Here is a 24,443-nt window from a genome sequence, read left to right as displayed (position 1 = left end):
TCAGAGGGACATTTCGATCAGGAAGGGCCCACGCGAGGCCTTGGCCTGGCTCAGGGCGCGGTGCAGTTCGCCATTGTTCGTCACCGTGCAGGCCGGCACACCGTAGCCTTGGGCCAAGGCTTTCCAGTCCACCCGTGGGCGGTCGAGCTCGGTCAGGGCCAGGGCCTGCGGGCCGAACTCGGTGACGCCAAAGCGGCGCAGCTCGTTCTGCAAGATGGCGTAGCGATGGTTGGCGGCGATCAGAATCACCACCGGCAGTTGTTCGCGGGCGATGCTCCAGAGCGTCTGGATGGTGTACTGCGCGCTGCCGTCCGATTGCAGGCAGAACACCGGGGTGCCGGGCTCGGCCAGGGCGGCGCCGAAGCCGACCGGCAGGCCCTGGCCGATGGCACCGCCGGTGTTGGTCATCACGCGGTGGCGCTCGGCGCGGGCAGAAGCGGTGAAGAACGGGTAGCCGCAGGTGCCGCCTTCCACCGAGACGATGCTGCCCGCGGGCAAGGCCGCCGCCAGCACGCTGCCGATCGAGTGCGGGGTCAGCGCGTCGGCATCGGCCGGCAAGGTGATGCTCATGGGCGCGGGCTCGCAGGCGGGTGCGTCGAGTGCTTCTGCCAATGCTGCCAGGGCACCGCTGACGTCATCGCCGACCTCGGCCAGGGGCAGTAGGCGATCGGTTTCAGCCAAGCGCGAGGCGATGCCTTCATAGCCGAAATAGCTGATGGGTTCCGGTACGCCGGCGCAGACCACGCGGTCGTAGTGGGCCAGCTCGGCGATCGCGACTTCGGGGAAGTACGGCAGGCGGTCGAGGTCTGGCAGGCCACCCCCTCGAAGGCTCAGGCGCGGGAAGGTTTCGGCGAACAGCTTCACGCCGGGCAGTTGCGCCAGGCGCCCCGCTGCCAGCAGCCCGGCTTCGCTCAGGCCTTCGTCGCCGACGATGAACACCAGGCGCTGGCCATTGCGCAGCGCCGTGGCCACTGCCTCGACCCGCTGGCCGTCGAAGCGCCGGCGTGGCGCCTGCACGGTGGGCAAGGTGGCGGTGTGGCTGACCTCATGGGCTTGAAGGTCCATCGGCAAAATCAAGCTGGCGATCTGCCCGGCGGGCTGCCAGGCGGCGCGCACCGCACTGTGCAGGTCTTCGCCCAGGGCATTGGCGCTGCGCGAGGTGCGCACCCAGCCCGAGACTGTGCCGGCCAGGGCGTTGATGTCGCTGGCCAGCGGCGGATCGTAGTTGACGTGCCAGGCGGCGTGGTCACCGATCACGTTGACGATCGGCGTGTTGGCCCGGCGAGCGTTGTGCAAGTTGGCGATGCCGTTGGCAAAGCCTGGGCCCAGGTGCGTCAACGTCATGGCTGGACGCCCTTTGATGCGGCCGTAGCCATCAGCAGCGCCGGTGCACACCCCTTCGAACAATGACAGCACCGGTTTGAGCGAAGACTCACCGGCCAGCGCCGCCACCAGTGGAATTTCCGTGGTGCCGGGATTGGCGAAGCAGTACTCGATCCCACTGGCTACCGCCGCCTTCACCAACCATTGCGCGCCATTCATGTTCAACCCCTTCCACGTGCTGCCGTTTCAGATGGAGAGATTTATCACATAGAAAAAGGATCTCAACAAGCGATTATTTGTATTATTTCTCTTATTTTGAGATTTATGTAATTTATCTAGCGCCAGCACCCGACTCCGAACGCTGTTTTTCTCACCCTGAATGCACTAAGCTTCGCGCTACAGGCACGCGCCATCACGGCAGTGTGCTGCCCCTTCCGTAGCGACCTTTCTGTATCAACCCGTTGGAGCAAGATGAGCAGCCTGAGCAAGATGCTGAGCGTGCTGGACCTATTCAGCCCGGACACCCTGAAGATCGACCCCGACGCCATCGCCGAGCGCATGGGCCTGTCGCGGGCCACGGTGTACCGCTACGTCAAAGATTTATGTGAGGCGGGGCTGCTGGTGCGCGTCGATGCCGGCAGTTATGGGCTGGGGCCGCGGATCATCGAACTGGACTGGATGATGCGTCAGTACGACCCGATCCTGATCGCCGGGCGCGAGCTGATGCATGGGTTGTCTGAGGAAACCGGGCTGGCGGTGTTCGCCAGCGTGTTCTATGACGGGCGCATCATCAATACCTACATCGCCGAACCCAGCGACACCTACCGCTTCGCCTTCGGTCGTGGGCAGCCGCTGCCGTTCTTTCGCGGCGCGCAGTCCAAGGTGCTGATCGCCTACCAGAAAGGCCGGCGCCTGCAGCGGTTGTTCGATGAGCAGATGGCCAACGAGAACGATGCCCCGTACGACTGGGACAGCTTTGCCAAGGCGGCCAAGAAGATTCGCAAGGACGGCTTCTGCGTCACCCACGATGAGCTGAACCTGGGCCTGACGGGCATCGCCGCCCCGATCTTTGCCGCGGGCAGCGATGACATCCTGGGCAGCCTGGCGGCAGTCGGCACGCGGGAAAACTTCCAGTTGCTGCGTCAGGACGCGGTCACCGCGCGAGTGATGCAGACGGCGCAGAAGATCGCGGCCAACCTGGCGTAGGACGTGTTGCGGTGCAGGCTTGGTTTGGTCCGTTCACCACAGGCCTTGCTGAAATGATTTCAATCCCCTGAGGGAGCGGCCGCTGCGGCGCTCCCACAGCAAGCCGGTACGTCTCAGGCAACACGCAATCCTGTTGAAGCGCGTTCAGTCGCGAGGGGCGGCGCAGCCGGCCCCAGGCGGGCCGTCCCTGCGGGGCTCAGAACGGCACTGCCACCACCAACTGCGTATAGACGTTGGTGCCGTTGCCATTGACCTGGTTACCACCGCTCTGGGCATCGCGGTCCGGTTTGTACAAACCCACCAGCGGCGTGACGATCAGGTGCTCGTTAACCGCCCATTCCACGTACAGGTCCAGCTCGCGGGCGCTGAGGTCCAGGGCGGAAGCGGTGCTGACGCTGTTGATGTCGTAGTACAGCGCGCCGAGGGTGACGTTGGGCAAGGGGTTGGCCTTCAGACCCACATGGTGAATGGCGGCGTTGGTGGCGAACGGCCCGGAATAGTTGGCCGCCACCTCACCCTGGAACCACGTGCCGTAGCCGGTACTCTGGCCGGTGAAGAGCAGGTCCCAGTCCTTCGAATAACGTGAATAGCGGTAGCTGACCGAGGGCGTCCATGGCGCGCTGGAGAAGCTGTACGCCGCCTCGCCGTACCAGGCCGTGCGCTCGCTGCCACTGCGCGGGTGCTGGCGGGCGTACTCGAAGGCGAACGTAGTGTCTGGGACGCCGAGGCTGCCCTCGCCGCGCAGGCTGTACACGTTCATGCCGTCGCGCTGGCGCTGGAAGTCGCTGGCCCAGCGGTCGTCGACATCCAGGCCATGGATGTAGGTGACGCCCAGGGTGCCGAGCGCGTGGGTGTAATCGAGGGTGCCGGCGGCCATTTCGGTATTGGCCTGGGCGCGGTTATCGGATTTGAGCCACACCGCACTGCCGTGCAAACCGTCCGTGCCACCCAGGCGAATGACCGCAGTGCGGTCGAAGGCGTGGCGTGCGGCCAGGTAATAGGCACCGCCCCGGTTCAGCGCGCCATCGGCCGGGCCTTGGCCGAGGTTGGCGCCGTCGTCGTTGATCAGAAAACCGCGGCCCAGGCGGACCTGCTGGCGGCCGGCGGACACGTCCACGCCATCCTTGCCCAACACCGGGAACAACTCCCCGGAGCGCCAGCCAAGGTACGCATCCTCGATCTTGGTGGTGCGCTCGGCACCGGTGCTGTTGCCCCCTGGGTCGCCATCGCCCCAGGTGCCTGAACTGACCAGCGCAAACGCCCCATAGGCGGTGCCAGCGTCGCGCAGGCGGTAATCGCCACCCAGGCCGTACTTGACGAAGCCTTCGCGCCAGGTCGAGCCGCCGGTGGTGCCATCATAGTTCTTGCGGCTGTTGAACAGCCCGTACACCGCCAGCACATCGGCGTTGAGATGGGCGTCGTCATCGCTGTACAGCTCGATGGCCTGGGCCGGTACGCCGAGGCCGACGGCCAGGGTCAGGGCCAGGCCGTGGCGGGCGGTCTTGGTGATCAGAGTCGGGGTCATGCAAGTGCTCCTGGGTGCCTTGGCGGCATTCTTATGGGTACAGGTGAAGGGTCAGCGACACCGGTCGCTGATCGGGAAACAATGACCCTCGCGCCGCAGGGCGCAAGGACAGCCGCTCCACCCACCCGAGTTGCCGGTAACGCGGGTGGGCAGATCGGCATGGGCTCAGGCGCTCTCGGTCTTGCGCACGAACAACAACTGCTGGCCGGTGAACTCCAGCAGCCCCTCGACGCCGAACTCCATACCAAAGCCCGACATCTTGCTGCCCCCGAAGGGGGTGTTGGGCTGAATCTGCGCATGGCAATTGACCCACGCCACGCCGCTTTCCAGGCGCGACGCCAGGCTCTGCGCCTGTTCCAGATCAGTGCCCCACACAGACCCGCCCAGGCCCATGCTGCTGCGGTTGGCACGGGCCAGCACCTCCTCGATGTCGTGGTAGGCGATCACCGGCAGCACCGGGCCGAACTGTTCTTCGTCGACCAGGCGGTGGCCGTCAGTGACATCCGCGACGATGGTTGGCGGGTAGAAATACCCTTCACGGGCCAGCCGCGCACCGCCGCACAGCACGCTGGCACCGCGCTGGCGGGCGTCTTCGACCAGCTCATGCACCAGTTCCAGCTGCTCCATGTTCTGTACCGGGCCGAAGGTCACGCCCGGCTGCAGGCCATCGCCGAGCACTTCACGCGCCGCGCGCGCGGCCAGGGCGGCGGTGAAGGCCGCGTATTGCGATTCGTGCACGTACAGGCGTTTGAGCGCAGCGCAGGTCTGGCCCATGTTCAGGAAGGCGGCATCGAAGATGTCGTCTACCACCGACTCCAACGGCGTGCCGGGCAAGACGATGGCCGCGTCGTTGCCGCCCAGCTCCAGCGTCAGGCGCTTGAGGTTGCTGGCCGCGCCGCGCATCACGCTCTGTCCGGTCGGGGTGGAGCCGGTGAAGACGATCTTGTCGATGCCGGGATGGGTGGTGATGGCGCTGCCAAATCCCTTCTCGCCGGTAACGATGTTGATCACCCCCGGCGGCAGGTGGCGGTCGAGGATCTGCACCAGGCGCAAGGTACTCAGCGGGGTCAGGCTCGACGGCTTGCTGACCACGCAGTTTCCCGCGCGCAGGGCCGGGATGATGTGCCACACGGCGATCATCAGCGGCCAGTTCCACGGCGTGATCGAGGCCACCACACCCAGCGGCTTGCGGTGTAGCTCGATGCGTTGCTGCGGCGTTTCCTCGATCAGCTCGACGGGGATCTTCAGCTCGGCGTTGTAGCGCATCCAGGCCACGGCGCCCATTACTTCGGACATGGCCAGGGCCATGGGCTTGCCCTGCTCCTGGACGATCAGCCGGGCGATCTCTTCAGCTTCGCGTTGAAGGTCATCGGCGGCGAGCTGCAGGCAACTGCGGCGGGTGCTGGCGCTGCTCAGGCGCCAGCTGGCGAAGGCGGCGCGGGCAGCGCTGACGGCATCGTCGAGCTGCTCCAGCGAGCCTGCCGGGCAGCGGGCAAAAGCGGCGCCCGTGGCCGGGTTGAGGACTGCGAAGTCACCGGCCTGGCCAGCCACCTGGGCGCCGTCGATGACTAAGTGGAAGGTCTGCATAGGGTCATTTCCTTGGCTGAGACGGCGCACCGTGCGCCACCACCGGTGAGAGAAGCGTCAGAGTTTGTGGCTGCCGAGGGCGTCGAAACGCTGCGGATGCTTGCGGCGCAGGCGCCGGGCCAGTAGCGCGCCGCCGAGCAGGGCCGCTGGGATCACCGCGCAGAGGGTGTACGACAGCCCCCTGCTGGCCCCGGTCAGCACGTCGAAGTGCAGCACCGCCACGCTCAGCACACCCAGCAAGGCGAGCATGGCGAAGCCCGGCAACAGGCACCGGCGCAACCAGCCCAGGCGCAGCTCGGGCTGGCGACGGAAGTACATCAGCACTGCGGCGGAAGTCATCGCCATCAACAGGATCACGCACAGCGTGGCGAGGCTGGAGAACCACGCGAACAGCTGCAGAATCGGGTCAGCGCCCATGGCGGCGAAGATCATCACCACCACGGCCGCGATCAGGCTTTGCAGGGCCGAGCCCATGTGCGGGCTCTGGTGCACCCGGTGGGTAGTGCCCAACTGGCGCGGCAACAGGCCATCGCGGGCAATGGCGAAGAAGTACCGCGCGGCGGCGTTGTGGAAGGCCAGCAGGCCTGCGTAGATGCTGACCATGAACAGGACGCGGATCACCTGGGTCAGTTGCGGGCCTACATAGTGGTCGGACAGGCCGTAGAGCAGCGTGGTCGGGTCTTGCAGGGCTTGCAGGGTGGGCACGATCTTGTCGCTGCCCACGCCCACCACGATGGCCCACACCGACAGCGTGTAGAACACTCCGATCAGCAGCACCGAGGCGTAGGTGGCAATGGGAATGGTGCGTTTCGGGTCCTTGGCTTCTTCACCGTAGATGGTGGTGGCCTCGAAGCCGATGAACGCCGCGAAGCAGAACAGCAAGCCAATGGAGGGCGTACCACTGCCGATGTTGCGCGGCTCGAAGGAATCGAAGTTGACACCGCTGTCACCGCCGCTGTGGATGATCGCCAGGTCCAGCACCAGAATGGCCAGGTACTCGGCGATCACCACGAACGACAGCAGCTTGGCCGACAGGTCGATCTTGCGGTAGCCAAGCACGGCGATACTGACCATGGCCAGCAGCGAGTACACCCACCACGGCTGGTCGATGCCGAACACCGCGCTCATGGTGCCCGCCACGACTCCGCCGAACATGCCGTACAGGCCCACCTGCAAGATGTTGTAGGCAAACATGGCCAGCACCCCTGCCGCACCGCCGGCCGTGCCACCCAGCCCACGGGAGCAGAACGCGTAGAAGCCGCCAGCGTTGGTCACGTAGCGGGCCATGGTGGTGTAGCCCACCGAGAACGCCAGCAGTACCAGCAGCGTGGCGATCAGCAGCGCCGGGGTGCCGGCACCGTTGCCGAGCATGATGCCGATGGGGAACCCCCCAGCGATGACGCTGAGCGGGCTGGCCGCCGAGATCACGAAGAAGATGATGAAACCGACGCCCAGGGTACCGCGCCTGAGCTCCGTGGAACTGTTCGCAGGGAGGGAAACGCTCATTCTATTGACCTTGTTGTATGAGGCTGCATGTGGTCTGGCGCGACGTTGCACGTTTCATCGCACTGTGTAGACACGGCCGTGTGCGTGGAATCGATGCTAGACCTGCTGGGCGGCGGTGGGTTAGCCCAAAACGGCAGGGTTGCGGGCAGCGTGCCCCATGGCGGAACACAGCCAGGGGGCCGCTGTACCTTCTGGTAATGGGCGGCTGGACTCAGGCGCGAGCGCGCCGCATCCCGCCGAGCCAGGCGGGTGCGAAGGTAAGGAGGCGGATGAAGCGCTGGCGAATACGCGCGCTACGGCCAACAGAAGGGGCGCCGGCGATTCGCTGCGAAGGCGTGGGCTATCAGGCGCTGGGTGCAGTGCCCAACGACTGGTACCACTGGGCATAGGGCGTGTTGGCGACACGCTGGCGGTTGTAGTCGGGGCTGGCGTCACTCCACCACACCGGGCCGCGTTCGCCCAGGTCGGTCTTGGCCGCATCGACCTGCGCCCGGGCCTGGCGAAGGGCAGGTTCGTCGTGGCTGGCCTTGGCCGCCTTCACCGCGCGACGCGCCGCCATCAGCACGTTGACCAGGCGTTGGCGTTCAGCCTCGCTCAAGGCCGGGTTGCTGCAGCGCCACAACTGGCCCTTGACCACGAAGTAGCGACCATCCGGGGTAGTGGGGTACATGCCGAACCGGTCCAGGAATGCGAGGGGCCCGTGTTCAGTCGGGCAGTAGGCCGGGGGCGCCGGCGGGCAGCGAGGTGTGGATCAGGATTTGCTGAGCAGATCGGCCGAGGCGCGGTCGGCGGCGTCCTGGAACACCTGGCGCAGCGCCTCACCTTGGGCCTCGCTGATGACCTTGGCCGCGATCAGGCCGTGGGCGAAGCCGAGCGCCAGGCTCTTGGCGCAGAGCAGTTCTTCGCGGTCTTCGACGTCGGCGATGTCGCCCAGGTAGAGCGCTGCCGGGTGCTCATAGCGCTCGGCCAGGTTCAGTACGCGCAGGGCATCGAGCGATTGGGTGAACTGAGCCGCTGCGGACCCACCCAGGCTCAGATGCTCGTACTGAAGCAGGCTCAGACGGTCGGTAACGGTCATGGTGAATCTCCCTTTCCTCGATGAGGTCGTTGTGCAATCGACGCGACTCGGCGCGTCAATCAGTGTGGGTGGTGAAGTCTGCATGAGGGTATCAGAACGGTGCGTCACAGGGGCGCGGCCTTGGAGGTTATTTCCAGGGCAAACAGACCGCTCACCCGCTACCGGGCGAGGTCGGCGGGGACTTGTCCAGCAAGCTGCTGACACAGTGGATGAAACGCTCCAGGGCAAAGGGCTTGATCAGCACCTCGGTGGCGCGCTGGTGGGGACAGTCATCGAACACATGGGGCTGGGCGAAACCGGTCATGAACAGCACCGGCAGCGTCGGGCGGCACAGCCTCCCCGCCTCGGCCATCTGCCGTCCATCCAGGCTGCCCGGCAGGCCGATGTCGGTCACCAGCAGATCGATGCGGATGTCCGATCGCAACAGTTGCAGACCGGACTGACTATCGGCCGCCTCCACGACGCGGTAACCCTGGTTGCCCAACAGTTCACTGACGAACATGCGCACCGACGGCTCATCATCGACGACCAGCACGGTTTCGTCCTGGGCCGTGATGCAGGTGGGAGGCTCGGCTTCGGCCTTCGACGCCACGGTTGCCGCCGCCGCGTGGCTGGGCAGTTGCAGGTACACGCAGGTGCCCTCGCCCTCCGTGGAATCGATGCGCACCTGGCCACCCGACTGTTTGGCGAAGCCATAGATCATCGACAGCCCCAGCCCCGTTCCCGCACCCACCGCCTTGGTGGTGAAGAACGGCTCGAAGACCTTGGCCAGCACCTGCGGGCTCATGCCCACGCCGTCATCGGCCACACACACGGTGAAGTAGCGTCCGGGCGCCAGTTCCGGGTCCAGGGCGGGGCCGGCATCGAGCCATTCGGTGCGCGTGCTGATGGTCATGCAGCCGCCGCCGCTGAGGGCATCGCGGGCATTGATACAGAGGTTGAGCAAGGCATTCTCGACCTGCGCCGGGTCCACCAGGCAGGTATCGGCGCAGGCTTGCAGATCGACCTTGACCGTGATCGAGGGGCCGACCGTACGGCGCACCAGCTCTTCCAGGCCGCTGATCAGCGCATTGACATCGGTGTGCACCGGCAGCAGGGTCTGGCGCCGCGAGAACGCCAGCAGCCGGTGGGTCAGTGCTGCAGCTCGCTGGGCGGCGCCATGGGCCACGCCAAGGTAGCGCTCGACGTCGGTCAAGCGCCCCTGGCTCAGGCGCAGCTTGATCAGGTCGAGGCTGCCGGTGATCCCCGCCAACAAATTGTTGAAGTCATGGGCGATGCCGCCTGTGAGCTGGCCGACCGCTTCCATCTTTTGCGCCTGGCGCAGCGCGGCCTGAGCCGCTTCGCGCTCTGCGACCACTTCGTTGACGCGGGTTTCTAGGGAGCGGTTGAGCGCTTGCAGCGCCGCCTCGGCGGTCTTGCGGGCGGTGACATCCACCGACGAGCCGATCAGCCCGATCACCCTGCCGTGGTCATCGAAAAACGGCGCTTTGTTCGACAGCCAGGTGGCCGCCGAACCATCGGGCATCGACACCTGCTCTTCGATCTGCTCGGCCGTGCCCAGGCGCATGATGCGCTGGTCGGTCTGCATGATCTGCCGGGCCTGCTGCGGGTCTTCGAGAAACTCGAGGTCGGTCTTGCCCAGATAAAAGCTTGGCGGTTTGCCGATCAGTGCGGTGGTGCCGTGGTTGGCCACCAGCATGCGCCCCTGTAGATCCTTGGCGTAGACCACCCCCGGTACGGCGCTGGTAAAGGTGCGCAAGAGGGCCGTCGCGCGATCGCGCTCGGCCTCGGCAGCGCGCCGGGACTCGATGTCCAGCAACACACCGGGAAAGCGCACCACGCGGCCACTGGCGTCGCGATCAGCGCGCCCGCTGCCTTCGATCCAGTGGTACTGGCCGTCGCTGCGCAACACGCGGTATTCGCAGCGAAAACGCCCGCCGTGCTCAAGGAGCTCGCGGATCTGTGTCCAGACGTGGTCGCGGTCGTCAGGGTGGATCGAACCGAAGGCCTCAGTCAGGGCAATGCCGGCGGCGCAGCGCTGCGGGCACAGGCCGAACGCGCTGGCGAAGCGCTCATCGGCCGTCAGGCAGTCGTCAGGAATGCTCCAGACCCAGGTGCCAATGATCGCGCCGGCGTCGAGGGCCAGCTGCAACCGCTCCTGCGCATCGCTCGGGTTGGGTCGCCGCGCCTCAGGCGCACTGTGATCAATTGGGGGTGTATCGATGAGGTCCATCGTGTGTCTCGGTCCTGACTCTGGACTGTCTGACATCCTGCTGGCACGGGGGTTTCATGGTGACCACGCTTTGTTCAGGCGCGAGGGGACAGGCTACGTGTGGCGCTCCCGTGCAGAGCGCCTGTGCCGGCTCATTGGACCAGAATGGCGTGGGAAAACTCGATGGACGGAATCGCGACGGCACCTCGCTGCGCGGTGAGCCAGGCGCGCATCTTGGTGGAATCGAAGATCTGGCCCTCGTCCATCATCTGCAGGATCAGCGCTTGTGACATTCGGTAACAGCCGCAGTGGGAGCAGCGTCTTTCCTCCCAGCCGGAGGAACACTCGACGGACTCTGCCTGGCCAGCACAGATCAGACAACTCATGGAACCCCCTTATTGTGTTGTTGGGGTGAAGGAAGTGTGCGAATCAACTCACTGTCGATGCAACGTAATTGATAATGAGAATTTCATGCCAGTTACAGTTGTTGGAACAATGACCCTTACAGTTCTTTACACCAGGTCGATCAAAGCGGGTAACTCCATCGACAATAAGGCCATGGCGGCAGCCGTCAGCGGCGTGCGCTTGAGTGCCTGAAGACCGACCCACCTGCACGCGGCAATTTCATTGGCGGGCATGGGCTTGGCGTGATCATCGAAGTGGGTGGTGAAGACATGGTGGACAGTGCTGCCAGTAGTGACCGAGCACAGCGCCAGCAACGCCTGGCTGTTGAGGCTGGTTTCTTCCTGCAGCTCGCGGGCAGCGGCCTGCGCAGCGGTTTCACCCGATTCAATGACGCCGCCAGGGAAGTTCCATTTGCCGCCCTTCTTCTTCACCAGCAATACCTTGCGACTGTGCAGGCACAAGATGGTGGCTCGGAGTTTGGTTGCAGTGTTTTTCTTTACTGGCATGCGGCCTACCTCGATCTCGCGTGTCGTGCACTTGAAGCGCTGGGCCCTTGTTCATTGAGCGCATGAGCGAGTGACTGCGCACATGTGCTTTAGTTTCAACAGCCTGCACGCGGTGCGATCAACGCGCGCGAATCGAGCGCGATCGATGCCCGCGCCCAGAGCATTGCGGTGTTGCGCATCGAGCAGGAAAGTTGGCAATTGGCCAATACAGCCTTTATCGTTCAGCCACTTTCAAACGTGAGTGGTCTGCCATGAAGTGGTTTCCCCTGCTGTTGACGCTGTGCCTGTCCGGCCCTGCCCTGGCCGCCGTCGACACCACGGCCCCGCGCGCGCCCTGGACATTGCTCGATCAGCACGACAAGGCCTACACGCTCAATGACGCCACGCGGGTGTTGCTGGTGGCGCGCAGCATGTCCAGTGCCAAGCTGGTCAATGCAACGCTGGGCGACGAGCCCGAGGGCTATCTGGACGCGCGCCACGTGGTGTACCTGGCGGACATCGAGAAGATGCCGTCGGTGGCCAAGATGGTCATGGTGCCGGCCATGCGCTCGGCCAACTACCGCATCGTGCTGGACCAGACCGGTGCTGTGGCCGAGCGCTACAAGGGTGATCGTGACACCGTGCAATGGCTGGACATGGAAGGCGGCCAGGTGGTGCGTGAGCGCCGCTTCAGCGACGCCGATGCGTTACGCCAAGCGTTGGTGCAGTTGCCGCATTGAGCTGCGCACGAAACGTCTTGAGGCGAAGGTCAGGCAGGGCCGATGCGGCCGCGCAAAACCCGGCAAGCAAGCGCAGGGCACTGGAGTGCATGAGCATTGCGCCGGGGACGCCAAGTCAAGGCCGGCCTACCGGCCGGTTTTCAACGCAGCATGAAAGGATATCAAGGCTTCCTGTACAGAGCCTGGTTCGGACCCTGAGGACGTGCGAGGGGTCGTCTACACTTGCCCAAGTCTTCCGTACCTCCCCCAAGGACCGCTATGAAGCCACTTTCCGCCCTCCTCGCCAGCCTCGCGCTGAGCGTGGGTCTGCTCAGCGCCGAGCGCGTCGCGGCCATTACCCCCCTCGACCCTATCAACTTCGGTGCCATCGGCTGGGAAAGCGGCGCGCTGACGACCGAAATCCTGCGCCTGATCACCGAAGACGGCTTTGGCTACGCCACTGAAACGCTGCCGGGCAGCACGGTGAGCATGGAGGTCGCGCTGGCACGCAACGACCTGCAGGTGATCGCCGAAGAATGGGCCGGCCGCAGCCCGGCCTGGGTCAAGGCCGAGCAGGCCGGTCAGGTGTTCGCCTTGGGCGACACGGTGAAGAATGCCGAGGAAGGCTGGTGGGTGCCGGCCTATGTGATCAAGGGCGACCCGGCCAAGGGTATTGCGCCGCTGGCACCGCAGTTGCGCAGCGTCGAAGACCTGAAACGCTACGCGCACGTGTTCAAGGACCCCGAGCAACCCGACAAGGGCCGTTTCCTCAACAGCCCCAGCGGCTGGACCTCCGAGACGGTCAACAGCCAGAAGCTCAAGGCCTACGGCCTCGACGCTCACTACAGCAACGTTCGCACAGGTTCCGGCGCAGCCCTGGACGCCGAGGTGACCTCGGCCATCAAGCTGGGCAAACCGGTGCTGTTCTATTACTGGAGCCCCACCCCGCTGATGGGCCGCTATGACCTGGTGCGCCTCGAAGAACCACCCTATGACGCCACGGCCTGGGCCACCTTGACGGACCCACGCAACCCCTCGCCACGTGGCAGCCGTTCGCTGCCGGCGAAGCTGTCGATTGGCGTGTCTGCCTATTTCCGGGCGCAATACCCGGATCTGGTCGCGGTGTTCGAGAAGGTCGACCTGCCTATCGACCTGCTGAACAAGACCCTGGCGGACATGAGCACTACACGCCAGCCCGCCCGTGAGGCCGCCAAGGCGTTCCTCAAGGCTAATCCGCAGGTGTGGAAAGCCTGGTTGCCGGCAGAAAACGCCGCGCGGGTCGAGGCCGCGTTGTGAGCGGTGGGTTTCCCGAAAGCCTGCAATTCTCTTTTGCCGAGGGCATCAACAGCTGGGTCGACTGGCTGGTGCTGCACTATGGCGACGCCTTGCGCAGTGTGTCCAACCACTTGCTGACGGCGCTGGTCTGGCTCGAAAATCTGCTGCGGCTGGTGCCTTGGTGGCTGCTGGTGGCAGTGGTCGGGGTACTGGCCTGGCACGCCAGCCGCAGTTGGCTGCGGGCCGTGGTGCTGATGGCCATGGTCACCGGCATTGGCATGCTCGGGCTGTGGGACAAGCTGCTGCAGACCTTGACGCTGGTCCTGGTGAGCACCGGTTTGTGCGTGCTGGTCGGTGTGCCGCTGGGAATCCTCATTGCCACCCGGGTACTGGCCAGGCGGGTATTGCTGCCGGTGCTGGACGTGATGCAGACCTTGCCTGCCTTCGTGTACCTGATTCCGGTGCTGATGCTGTTTGGCCTGGGCAAGGTGCCTGCCGTGTTCGCCACCCTGATCTACGCTTTGCCGCCGTTGGTGCGCCTGACCCACCTGGGCCTGGCGCAGATCGACCCGTCGCTGCTCAAGGCCGCCCATGGTCTGGGTGCCAGCCGCTGGCAGCGCTTGCGCCGGGTGGCGCTGCCGCTGGCCATGCCGAGCATCATGGCCGGGCTGAATCAGTCGGTGATGATGGCGCTGTCGATGGTGGTAGTGGCCTCCATGATCGGCGCGCGCGGGCTGGGCGAGGATGTGCTGGCGGGTATCCAGACCCTCAATGTCGGCCAGGGCCTGCAGGCCGGGCTGGCGATCGTCGCGCTGGCGATGGTGATCGACCGTATCAGCCAGGGGTATGGCAATGCCCGGACGCGGGGGCAGCTGGAACGGCCGCAATGACGCCAGCGCGCCGTCAGCACACCTTGCACGGAGCGCCGCCATGACGCCTGCCCACCGGTGACGCTGACCGACCGCACTTTTGTCTGTGAGCCCGGTCTACTGCCTCCTTTCGCCGCTTACCGGCGGTGTCTTCAGGTCGATGCATGGGTCAGGGTCAAACGCTCTGCGCTTGTGTAGGATGGCAACGCGTCCCTGGGAAGGGGGTGTTGTCAGTCATAGGGAGTTCACCATGCGCGTTTTATCCTCAGCGGCCTGCTGCGCCGCCTTGTCGCTGGGCCTGAGCCTGTCGCCCCAGGCGCTCGCGGTCAGCGGCGAAGAAGCGCGCCTGATAGAGGCGGTCAATGCCTGGCGCAGCCAGGCCCAGCCGTGCGGGGGCGAAGCTTCGCTGGAGCTGCCACCGCTCAACAGCGACACCCGCCTGGCACTCTCTCCCGAGGGCACCCGCGACCTGCAGCAGGCCATGAGCCGCGCCGCCTACCCGATGGTCAACGTGCAGGCCATCAGCCTCTCCGGCCCGCGTGATGCGAGCGCCGCCATGAACGTGATCAAGGAAAGTTTCTGCCAGGTGGTGCTCGACCCGCAGTTCGTTGACATCGGCGTCAGCCAGGAGGGTCGCGACTGGCGCATCGTCCTGGCCAGGCCTCTGCTCAGCGGGCGCCTGGGCGACTGGCAGGCCGAGGGCCAGAAGCTGCTGCAAGAGATCAACGCCGCGCGCAAGCTGCCGCGCCAATGTGGCGGCCAACCCTTCGCCGAAGCCCCCCCGTTGACGTGGAACAGCGTGCTCGCCGGTGCGGCCGTCAGCCATACCCGAGCCATGGCCAACCAGAACTTCTTCGACCACATCGACCGCGACGGACGCACCCCGGGTGACCGCGCAGAGCTGGCCGGCTACCTGTACCAGCAGATCGGCGAAAACATTGCGGCGGGGCGGGACACGCCGCGCAAGGTCGTAGACGGCTGGCTGGCCAGCCCCGGGCACTGCGCGACATTGATGAACCCGGCGTTTCGCGACCTGGGCGCAGCGTATGCGGTGGACCCGAAAAGTGATGCCGGGATCTACTGGACCGGCATGTTTGGCACAGCGCAGTAGCGTGTGGGGATGGCGCGAGCACGCTCGCTCTACAATGCGCAGCGTTTTCAACCGCGACAGGCTGCCCAGGCAGGACCTGTAGGACCGAGCTCGCTCGCGATGGACGTCAACGATGACGCAAAAGCCTGACACCACGCGGTGCCTGGGCTTTTTTCGCGAGCAAGCTCGCTCTTACGAAAAGCGATTCCTATCCATGGATTGGGGTATGCTTCAGCCAAAAGGTTGCCTGAGCGGCAGTGGATTCCTCAGTCGGCCCGACTTCTCATCGACGGTGTTCGCCAACGTCCGTGACTTGCGCAACATACCTCTGTCCAGCCCGTCACGCCTGCGACAATCCGCCCCGAAAATTTATGTACCAACTTGTTAATTAGCTTGCTAAGCGCTTAGACTCTTGCCGATTCCACCTGCGAGATTTTCGGCATGAAACCTACATCGCGCCTGTCGGGCGCCTCCCTCTTCGTTTTGCTCGGCCTGGGCGTGGTCATCGCCCTGCTCGGCCTGCTCCTTGCCGCTGGCGGCCTCAAGCTGATCAGCCGTGGCGGCTCTTGGTACTTCCTCATCGGCGGTCTGGCCATGGCCCTGGCGGGTGTGCTGATTGCCCTGCGCAAGCCGCTCGGTGCCTGGCTGTTCGCCGCGTTTCTGCTTGCCACCGCAGTCTGGGCCGTGGCCGATGTCGGCTGGGTGTTCTGGCCGCTGTTCTCCCGCCTGTTCATGTTCAGCGCCATCGGTCTGGTGGTTGCACTGGTCTACCCACTGCTGGTGCGCGCCCACGGCGGCACTCCCGGGCGCCGCGCCTACGGCCTTGCGGGCGTGATGGCAATCCTGCTGGCCATTACGGTGGGCAATATGTTCGTCGCCCACCCAAGCGTTGCGCCCAGCGGCAAAGGCCCTGGCGTCACGCCGGTGGACCCGGCCAACGCGCAGAAAGACTGGGCGCACTACGGCAATACCGAAGGCGGCAGCCGCTTCGCCGCGCTTGACCAGATCAACCGCGACACGGTCAACCAGCTCAAGGTGGCCTGGACCTATCACACCGGCGACATCGCCCTCAGCGACGGCAACGGCGCTGAAGACCAGCTCACCCCGCTGCAGATCGGCAACAAGGTGTTTCTCTGTACACCACACAACAACCTGATCGCGCTCGATGCCGACACGGGCAAGGAGCTGTGGAAAAACGCCATCAACGCCCAGTCCAAGGTCTGGCAGCGTTGCCGCGGCCTGGCCTACTTCGATGCCAGCGCACCCTTGGCCCAGCCGAGCCAGCCTGACAGCTCGCCGGCCAGCGCCGTCAGCGTCGCGCCAGGCGCCAACTGCCAGCGCCGCCTGCTGACCAACACCATCGATGGCCGCCTGATTGCCGTGGACGCCGACAACGGCCAGTTCTGCGAAGGCTTCGGCAACCACGGCCAGGTCGACCTGATGGCAGGCCTGGGCGATGTGCCCGATTCCTACTATCAGTTATCTTCCGCGCCGCTGATCGCCGGCACCACCGTGGTGGTCGGCGGGCGCGTCGCAGATAACGTCCAGACCGACATGCCTGGCGGTGTGCTACGCGGCTTCGATGTCATCACCGGGCAAATGCGCTGGGCCTTCGACCCAGGCAACCCTGAACAGCGCGCTGCTCCGCAGAGCGGCGCCACCTACGTGCGCAGCACGCCAAACAGCTGGGCGCCGATGTCTTACGATCCAGCGATGAACACCGTATTCCTGCCGATGGGCTCGTCTTCGACCGACATCTACGGCGTGGAGCGCACCCAGCTCGATCACACCTACGGCGCCTCTGTGCTGGCCCTCGACGCCACCACCGGCAACCAGAAGTGGGTGTACCAGACCGTGCACAACGATCTCTGGGACTTCGACCTGCCGATGCAGCCGAGCCTGATCGACTTCACCCGCGACGACGGCAAGACCGTGCCCGCGCTGGTGATCGGCACCAAGGCCGGACAAATCTATGTACTCGACCGCGCCACCGGGCAGCCGCTGACCGAGGTCAAGGACGTTCCAGTCAAGCCGAGCAACATCCCCAACGAACCGTACTCGCCCACCCAGCCCAAGTCGGTCGGCATGCCGCAGATCGGCGCGCAGACCCTCACCGAGTCGGACATGTGGGGCGCCACGCCCTATGACCAGTTGCTGTGCCGTATCGACTTCAAGGGCATGCGCTACGACGGCCTGTACACCGCACCCGGTACCGACCGCTCGCTGAGCTTCCCAGGCTCGCTGGGTGGCATGAACTGGGGCAGCCTGTCGACCGACCCAGTCCATGGCTTCATCTTCGTCAACGACATGCGCCTGGGCCTGTGGATCCAGATGATCCCATCACAGAACAAGGCTGCCACCGCGTCCGGCGGTGAATCGCTGAACACCGGCATGGGCGCCGTGCCGCTCAAGGGCACGCCCTATGCGGTGAACAAGAACCGCTTCTTGTCGGTCGCCGGCATCCCTTGCCAGGCGCCGCCGTTCGGCACGCTGACGGCCATCGACATGAAGACCCGCCAAGTGGCCTGGCAAGTGCCGGTCGGCACCGTGGAAGACACCGGCCCTCTGGGTATCCGCATGCACCTGCCGATCAAGATCGGCTTGCCGACCCTGGGCGGCACCCTCTCGACCCAGGGCGGCCTGGTGTTCATCGCCGGCACCCAGGATTTCTACCTGCGCGCCTACAACAGCGCCAACGGTGACGAGATCTGGAAAGCCCGCTTGCCCGTGGGCAGCCAAGGCGGCCCGATGACCTACGTGTCGCCCAAGACTGGCAAGCAGTATGTGGTCATCACGGCCGGTGGCGCGCGCCAGTCGACCGACCGTGGCGACTATGTCATTGCCTATGCACTGCCCGATGACAAGCCGTAGGCGTCCAGTATCGACGTACAGGTAAAGCCGGAGCCGGCACAGCCGCCATCGCGGCGATGCCAGGCTCCCTTGCCGAACGGTCTGAGACGGCTTGGCGCCACGTGATGCGTGGTTCCCAGGCGCTGTACGACCTGTCTTTGCACGAAGGGCAGGCAAGGCCGACGGCGGCCCCGCACAAAGAGCCGAACAAGCGCAGTGTGCGGGTGTACTTGGGCATTGCGTCGGGGACGCCCAGTCGGGGACGCCCGGTCAGGGGCGCCCGATCAGGGATGCCTAGTCGGGGCCGGCGTTCCAGGCGCTTTCAAACGCAGCATGAACCACTGTCAAGGCCTTCCGTACAGAGCCCAGCGCATCACCCTACGCGGCCTGGAAGACCGTGGTCGCCGGGTCTGCCCGCGTGTCGCCCGCCGACACGCGGCAGGTGCACACGATTTCCCGATCCGACCCTCCCCCGCTCCCCGGCCTGTTATCATCGCGCCCACTTTTGTGACCGTCCGATGACAACAAGGAATTCTCTTGGTGAGCAACCCCTCCGTGCCTGGGCGTATCGGCGTCCGCACCTGTTCCTTGATCGCTCTGGTACTGCTCATCCCGCTGCTCAGTCGGGCGCTGCTGGGCTGGTCGAACCCGGCCGGCTACCTGTCGGACCTGGCCATCGGCAGCACCTTGCTGCTGCTATTGCAGCGCCGCGCCTGGTGGCTGGCGCTGCCCGTGCTGCTGTTCTGGGCCGGCCTGTGGGTGGCCTCGGCCGAGCTGGTCAGCGCCGTCGGGCGCTTGCCGACCAGCGCAGACCTGAGCTATCTGTTCGATGCACAATTCGTCGAGAACTCAACCGGTGGCGCCCTCGCCCACGGCTGGCTGCCTGTGCTGATGGGCGCCGGGCTACTGGGTTGGCTGCTGAGCCGCTGGCGTGCGCGCTCACAGCCCGAACGGCGCTTGCCGCGCGCGCTGTGGGCCATGCCGCTGACGCTGTTCGGCGTGCACTGGGCCGGGCAGCACGTGTTGCCCTCAGAGGCCGAGCCCTGGCGCCAGTACACCCTCAGCCATCAGTTGCTGGCCGCAGGCACCGGCGAGGTGCAGCGCGGGCTGGCCCACTGGCTCGGCACCGACGCCCCACCGCCGGCCTTGGCCACGGTTGGCCTGACCCAGGCCGACCTCAATGGTCAGCGCTTGTTCGAAGGCCCCGGCAAAGCACGCAACCTGCTGCTGATCACCCTCGAAGGCATCCCCGGCGCCTATGTGCGGCCCAACCGCGAAGCGCTGCACAGCCGCTTCGACCAGGACCTGATGCCCAACCTCAGCCGCTGGGCAGCGCGCGGCATGAACACCCCGGACTACGTGCTACACACCCACCAGACCATCCGCGGCTTGTACGCCATGCTCTGTGGCGACTACGACAAACTCGCCAATGGCACGCCCAAAGGTGTCGAGCTGCTCACCCAGCAAACACGCAACAACGACTGCTTGCCCGCCCAACTGCGCCAGGCCGGATTCGCCACCCATTACCTGCAGGGTGCCGGCCTGCGCTTCATGGCCAAGGACCGGATCATGCCGCACATCGGCTTCGGCGCCGTGCACGGGGAAGAATGGTTCAGCAACGGCAACTACCTGGAATTCCCCTGGGGCAAGGATGACCGCGCTTTCTTCGAGGGCGCACTGGACTACGTCGGTCAGCTGCGCCAGGGCAAACAGCCCTGGATGCTGACCCTGCTCACCGTGGGCACCCACCAGCCGTACTCGGCCCCTGATGCGTACCTGCAACGCTATGACTCGCCCAGGCAGGCCGCCGTCGCCTACCTGGACGACGCCCTGGGGCGTTTTCTTGAAGGGCTCGAGCGCCAGGGCGTGCTCAAGGACACCCTGGTGGTCATCACGTCGGATGAATCCCATGGTATCGATGGCGTGCGCCTGGCCTCTTCATGGGGCTTCAACCTCACACTGGCACCTGAGCAGGCGCAGCTACCGCAGCTCAAGCCTGGCACCTACGGCCATGTCGACCTGACCACCTCGCTACTCGACTATTTCGCCCTGCCGATCCCCGCCTCGCTCAGCGGCCGCTCGCTGTTTCGCAGCTACGACAGCGGCCGCGAGATGATCTCGTTCACCAACGGCATGCTGCGCTACCACGACGGCCAAGGCACCTTCACCGAGTGCGATTTCCAGCAGCGCTGCCGGCGCTATGCCAGCCCCGGTTTCATTGCCGACCGCGCCACTTACCTGGGCCAGGCTCCGGCTGCCAGCGGGCCGCAGATCACCGGGCTGGCCGAGACGCTCGACCAGTCACTGCTCAACACGCCGCTGAACCTGCGCTATCAGTTCGGCAGCCCGGCGCCGATTGCCCTGCAGCAGCAGATCCGTGACGACTGGGTCGACAACCTGATCGGTGCCCAGTACCTGGAGATGCCCGAAGGCACCCGCACCCGCGTGCGCCTGAAGGTGCGCGCGCTCGACCCGGCGCACACCGCCTACATCCAGCTCAAGGCCAAGGAGTTCGAGCAAGACGTGGCCTTGGGCTTGCCCGGTGAAATGCAGGTGACGGCCGACCAGCCGCTGGACCTGCAGTTCGATTTCGACAACCCGACCCTGCGCAAGGCCTTTTCCTTTCACCTGCTGGGGTATGGCGGCGGAGCGGTGGAGGTGACGGACTTCAGCGTGATCACAGCGTTACCGGATGAAGACCTGGGTGTGGAGGCGCTGGAAGACAGTGCCGTCGTCCATGCCAGTTGAACGGTGGTGGCCGCAAAGCGACGCTAGGCACGAGCGGCTCCAACTGATCCGCCCCGACACAAGCGATGCGCATCTCCCGCTTGACCGCGGTTGAAGCCAGGGTGGCTGTGCAGCCCTGGGCGACTGAAGTGGCGGGTGTTTGCCTCACGGGGTCTGTGCGTTACAACGCTCAGGCGTGGCGAATGCTCTGCTGCCGGCACGCCACCGGCCTTACCGCTTACCCCGCCGGCAGGCGAATCACGAACTGCGCCCCGCCCAACGCCGAGGGCTGCACCGTCAAGCTGCCGCCCTGCCCCTCGATGGCCCTTCGGCTGATGGCCAGGCCCAGGCCGAAACCACCGGTGCTGCGGTCGCGGCTGCGGTCCAGGCGGTAGAACGGCTGGAAGATTCGCTCGCGCTCATCGGGCGGAATACCGATGCCGTCGTCTTCCACGCTCAATCGGCACCCGCCATCGGCCTCCAGACTCACCTGCAAGCGCAGCCGCGCGTCGCAGTAGCGCATGGCGTTGCGCACCAGATTCTGTACGGCGCGGGCGGTCAACCGGGGGTCGAGGACAAAGCGCGGCAGGGCCGCATCGATGTGCACCTCCCAGGCCACCTCGCGGCTGTCCAGCTCTTCGGCGAAGCTGCCCAGTACGCTGTCGAGCAACTCGGGCAACGACACCTCGACCCGTTCGCGCAACTGCTCGGCATTCTCCAGGCGCCCATAAGACAGCAGCTCCAGCACCAGCTCATCCAGCTCGCGCACATGCCCGACCAGTTCCATCAGGCGCTTGCGGCTGGCGGCAGGTACCTCGTCGAACAACAGCACCAGGCCGAAATCCAGGCGGGTCAGCGGTGTGCGCAGCTCGTGGGACACCGCGTTGAGCAGCTCGCGCTGCTGGTTGAGGTGGCGCTCCAGATCACCGGCCATGGTGTCGAACACCCGCGCCAGCTCGCCGATGTTGGAGTGCGCGGAAATATGCGTGCGCTCGCTCAAGTGCCCGCGGCCCAAGCGCCGCGCGGTATTTTTCAACCGCTCCAGGTCACGCCAGTGCGGCCACACCCACAGCAGGATGCAGCCCAGCAGGGCCGCACCGATCAGCACGGTCACGCCCCACGAGAGCACGTTGATGTCCAATGGGTCAGGCGGGTTGTACAGGCTCACCAGCCAGCCATCGGCGATGGGGGCCATGGCAGTCTCATAAAAACCCCAGCCGCCCAGGCGGACCACGTTCTGGCCACTGACCAGTTGCTGGCGCTCATCGTCAGACAGCGTGGCCTGGTCCAGCGCCAGCAGCTTGATTTCGATGGGCGCAAAGCGTGCGTTGAGGTCCGCGACCACCGCCGGCCACTGCGCCTGCGGCGCCTGGCGGAACTGCTGCACCAACAGCGACTGCACGCCCTTGGCCATGTCCAGGTTATAGGCGGAATAGCGGTTATTGAAGACACTGACGATGGTGTCGGGAATAACCAGAATCGCCCCGGCGTAGGCCAGGATGATCAGCACATAGAGGCGCACCAGCAGCTTGAGCATGGCGCTTCAGAACTCCCATTCACTGCGGCTGAACAGGTAGCCCTTGCCCCACACCGTCTTGATCTTGCGCGCCTCCCCTGCGCTGTCGTCGAACTTGCGCCGCAGCTTGGAGATGGCCACGTCGACCGAGCGGTCGGTGCCGTTGAACTCGATGCCGCGCAGTTGCTGCAGGATGCGGTCGCGGCTAAGCACCTCGCCGGCACTGCGCGCCAGCACGACCAGCAAATTGTATTCACCGCTGGAGAGGTCCACCGGCTCACCACGCCAGCTCACCGTGCGCTCTGCAAGGTCGATGCGCAGCCCGCCTATCTCGATCAGGTCGGCGTCCAGCCGCGGTTCATGGACACTGCTGCGGCGCAGCAGGGTGCGAATGCGCGCGAGCAGCACGCGCGGCTCGCAGGGCTTGGTGACATAGTCGTCGGCGCCCATCTCCAGGCCTAGCACCTGATCATGGCTGTCGTCGCGGGCGGTCAGCATGAGAATCGGCAGGCTTTGCGTTTCCTGGCGCAGGCGCCGACACACCTGCAAGCCATCGAGGCCGGGCAGCATCAGGTCGAGCACCACCAGGTCGGGGCGCTGCAGGTGGACTTCTTCAAGCACCTGATCGCCCCGGGCGATGACCCGGACGTGAAAATCATTGCGTTGCAGGTAGCTGGCGATCAGTTCGGACAGGGCGCTGTCGTCTTCGACCAGGAGGATATTCGGCATAAGGGCTTCAATGACGGTGGCAACGCGGCCAGCATAAAGAATCCTACGCAACCTTAGCCGGATTCTTCACAGTTTTTCACACACGTCCTACAGAGCTTAACAACCCCTTAGGAAGGCTTGCCGTAGGATACGCTGGATCATTATCGGGAAGGTCCGTATGCCTACTTTACTCCCCGCTCGTCTGCGCCCCATGGCGCTGCTCGCGTTGCTGACCCTGGCCCTGGCCGGTTGCGACGATGCCAACGAAAAAGAACAACAAGCCCCCGCGCCCCAGGTACGGGTCGAAACCCTGCAGGAGCGCTCACTGGCGATCAGCACCGAGCTGAGCGGTCGGATCATGGCGCCGCGGGTAGCCGAGGTGCGCGCCCGCGTGGCCGGGGTGGTGCTCAAACGCGTGTACCGCGAAGGCAGCGATGTCAAGAAAGGCGACGTGCTGTTCCTCATCGACCCGGCCCCGTTCAAGGCCGACCACGACAGCGCGCGAGCGGCCCTGGCCCGCGCTGAGGCCACCCGCTACCAGACTCGCCTGCAGGACCAGCGCTACCGCCAGTTGGTGGAAGAAAGCGCCATCAGCCGGCAAGAAGCCGACAACGCTCGCGCAGCGTTCCTCCAGGCTGACGCGGCGGTGGCCGAGGCCAAGGCTGCGCTCGAGCGGGCTCGCCTGAACCTGGGCTATGCCACGGTCACCGCGCCCATTTCCGGGCGCATTGGCCGGGCACTGGTCACCGAAGGGGCGCTGGTCGGCCAGGGTGAAACCACCCCGCTGGCGACCATCCAGCAACTCGACCCGATCTACGCCGACGTCACGCAATCGACCCGGGAAATCAACAACCTGCGCCGCGCCATGCGCGCCGGGCAATTGCAGCAGGTCGGCCAGGACCAGGCGCAAGTCACGCTGATTCAGGACGACGACCAGCCCTATCCGCAACCTGGCAAGCTGCTGTTCTCCGACATCAGCGTCGATGCCAGCACCAATCAGATCACTTTGCGCAGCGAGTTCCCCAACCCGGACCTCGACCTGCTGCCTGGCAGCTACGTGCGCGTACGCCTGGAACAGGCGGTGCAACCCAAGGGCATCAGCGTGCCGCAGCGGGCCATCAGCCGTGACAGCGCGGGCATGCCGAAGGTGTTCGTGGTCGATGCCCAGTCGCGCGTCAGCGAGCGCCAGGTGACGCTGGGCACGGTGCAAGGCGACCGCTGGATCGTCCGCGACGGCCTCAAGGCCGGTGAGCGTGTGGTGGTCGAGGGGCTGCAGCACGTCAAGCCCGGCGATCAGGTGCAGGTCGACGGCGCTGATGCAGCGCCTGCCATCGCCACGCACACCGGCCAGTGAGGAGCTGA

At 65.4% G+C, this 24,443-nt stretch carries 19 protein-coding genes; 8 read left to right on the top strand and 11 right to left on the bottom strand.

From position 1 onward, the window contains the following. Entirely contained in the window at positions 1 to 1,542 is a 1,542-nt protein-coding gene (locus SJI00_RS08585) for an acetolactate synthase large subunit (protein ID WP_322461301.1), read from the bottom strand. 252 nt (positions 1,543 to 1,794) lie between these two features. Between SJI00_RS08585 and SJI00_RS08580 the strand changes: the two genes are divergently transcribed. After that, positions 1,795 to 2,529 carry an IclR family transcriptional regulator gene (locus SJI00_RS08580; RefSeq protein WP_322461300.1) on the top strand — a complete coding sequence of 245 codons (735 nt, stop codon included), beginning with the start codon at positions 1,795 to 1,797 and terminating at the stop codon, positions 2,527 to 2,529. 196 nt (positions 2,530 to 2,725) lie between these two features. On the opposite strand, the gene SJI00_RS08575 is transcribed toward SJI00_RS08580, so the two are convergent. From SJI00_RS08575 to SJI00_RS08540, 8 genes are all read right to left on the bottom strand, one after another. Continuing rightward, the gene (locus SJI00_RS08575; protein ID WP_322461299.1) at positions 2,726 to 4,054 is read right to left on the bottom strand and encodes an alginate export family protein; all 1,329 of its coding nucleotides are present in this window, start codon (positions 4,052 to 4,054) and stop codon (positions 2,726 to 2,728) included. Between the two features lie 165 nt (positions 4,055 to 4,219). Then, a complete protein-coding gene (locus SJI00_RS08570) occupies positions 4,220 to 5,641 on the bottom strand; it encodes an aldehyde dehydrogenase family protein (protein WP_322461298.1) in 1,422 nt (473 codons plus the stop codon). Between the two features lie 57 nt (positions 5,642 to 5,698). Then, entirely contained in the window at positions 5,699 to 7,147 is a 1,449-nt protein-coding gene (locus SJI00_RS08565) for an APC family permease (protein WP_322461297.1), read from the bottom strand. Between the two features lie 343 nt (positions 7,148 to 7,490). Beyond that, positions 7,491 to 7,817, bottom strand: a complete 327-nt coding sequence (locus SJI00_RS08560) for a hypothetical protein (RefSeq protein WP_322461296.1) — start codon at positions 7,815 to 7,817, stop codon at positions 7,491 to 7,493. Positions 7,818 to 7,898: 81 nt separating this feature from the next. Then, positions 7,899 to 8,225: a hypothetical protein gene (locus tag SJI00_RS08555; protein WP_322461295.1), complete on the bottom strand. Its 327-nt coding sequence runs from the start codon at positions 8,223 to 8,225 to the stop codon at positions 7,899 to 7,901. A 151-nt stretch (positions 8,226 to 8,376) separates the two neighbouring features. Then, on the bottom strand, positions 8,377 to 10,458 hold the full coding sequence (locus tag SJI00_RS08550; protein ID WP_322461294.1) for a hybrid sensor histidine kinase/response regulator: 2,082 nt from the start codon (positions 10,456 to 10,458) through the stop codon (positions 8,377 to 8,379). 131 nt (positions 10,459 to 10,589) lie between these two features. After that, positions 10,590 to 10,730, bottom strand: a complete 141-nt coding sequence (locus tag SJI00_RS08545) for a hypothetical protein (RefSeq protein WP_322461293.1) — start codon at positions 10,728 to 10,730, stop codon at positions 10,590 to 10,592. A 219-nt stretch (positions 10,731 to 10,949) separates the two neighbouring features. Next, on the bottom strand, positions 10,950 to 11,348 hold the full coding sequence (locus tag SJI00_RS08540; RefSeq protein ID WP_322461292.1) for an NUDIX hydrolase: 399 nt from the start codon (positions 11,346 to 11,348) through the stop codon (positions 10,950 to 10,952). A gap of 251 nt (positions 11,349 to 11,599) precedes the next feature. On the opposite strand from SJI00_RS08540, the gene SJI00_RS08535 reads away from it, so the two are divergent. The 6 genes from SJI00_RS08535 to SJI00_RS08510 all read left to right on the top strand — a co-directional run bounded on the left by SJI00_RS08535 (position 11,600) and on the right by SJI00_RS08510 (position 20,878). Further along, positions 11,600 to 12,067, top strand: coding sequence for a hypothetical protein (locus SJI00_RS08535; RefSeq protein ID WP_322461291.1), 468 nt, complete (start codon positions 11,600 to 11,602; stop codon positions 12,065 to 12,067). Between the two features lie 258 nt (positions 12,068 to 12,325). Then, positions 12,326 to 13,342, top strand: coding sequence for an ABC transporter substrate-binding protein (locus SJI00_RS08530; protein ID WP_322461290.1), 1,017 nt, complete (start codon positions 12,326 to 12,328; stop codon positions 13,340 to 13,342). After that, entirely contained in the window at positions 13,339 to 14,211 is an 873-nt protein-coding gene (locus SJI00_RS08525) for an ABC transporter permease (protein ID WP_322461289.1), read from the top strand. The genes SJI00_RS08530 and SJI00_RS08525 overlap by 4 nt, the downstream gene beginning before the upstream one ends. 229 nt (positions 14,212 to 14,440) lie before the next feature. Next, positions 14,441 to 15,301 (top strand): CAP domain-containing protein, encoded by an 861-nt coding sequence (locus SJI00_RS08520; protein WP_322461288.1) that lies wholly within the window; start codon positions 14,441 to 14,443, stop codon positions 15,299 to 15,301. Between the two features lie 420 nt (positions 15,302 to 15,721). Then, positions 15,722 to 18,151, top strand: coding sequence for a glucose/quinate/shikimate family membrane-bound PQQ-dependent dehydrogenase (locus SJI00_RS08515; protein ID WP_322461287.1), 2,430 nt, complete (start codon positions 15,722 to 15,724; stop codon positions 18,149 to 18,151). A 519-nt stretch (positions 18,152 to 18,670) separates the two neighbouring features. Continuing rightward, a complete protein-coding gene (locus tag SJI00_RS08510) occupies positions 18,671 to 20,878 on the top strand; it encodes an LTA synthase family protein (RefSeq protein WP_322461286.1) in 2,208 nt (735 codons plus the stop codon). Positions 20,879 to 21,095: 217 nt separating this feature from the next. On the opposite strand, the gene SJI00_RS08505 is transcribed toward SJI00_RS08510, so the two are convergent. After that, positions 21,096 to 22,394, bottom strand: a complete 1,299-nt coding sequence (locus SJI00_RS08505; RefSeq protein WP_322461285.1) for an ATP-binding protein — start codon at positions 22,392 to 22,394, stop codon at positions 21,096 to 21,098. 6 nt (positions 22,395 to 22,400) lie between these two features. Beyond that, positions 22,401 to 23,102, bottom strand: coding sequence for a response regulator transcription factor (locus SJI00_RS08500; RefSeq protein ID WP_322461284.1), 702 nt, complete (start codon positions 23,100 to 23,102; stop codon positions 22,401 to 22,403). Between the two features lie 157 nt (positions 23,103 to 23,259). Between SJI00_RS08500 and SJI00_RS08495 the strand changes: the two genes are divergently transcribed. Continuing rightward, positions 23,260 to 24,435, top strand: a complete 1,176-nt coding sequence (locus SJI00_RS08495) for an efflux RND transporter periplasmic adaptor subunit (RefSeq protein WP_322461283.1) — start codon at positions 23,260 to 23,262, stop codon at positions 24,433 to 24,435. Positions 24,436 to 24,443 lie beyond the last annotated feature (8 nt).

It is taken from the genome of Pseudomonas gebzensis (assembly GCF_034427815.1).
GTDB lineage: Bacteria > Pseudomonadota > Gammaproteobacteria > Pseudomonadales > Pseudomonadaceae > Aquipseudomonas.
The sequence above is the reverse complement of the archived record's forward strand: the minus strand, read 5'-3'. Positions and strand labels throughout refer to the sequence as shown.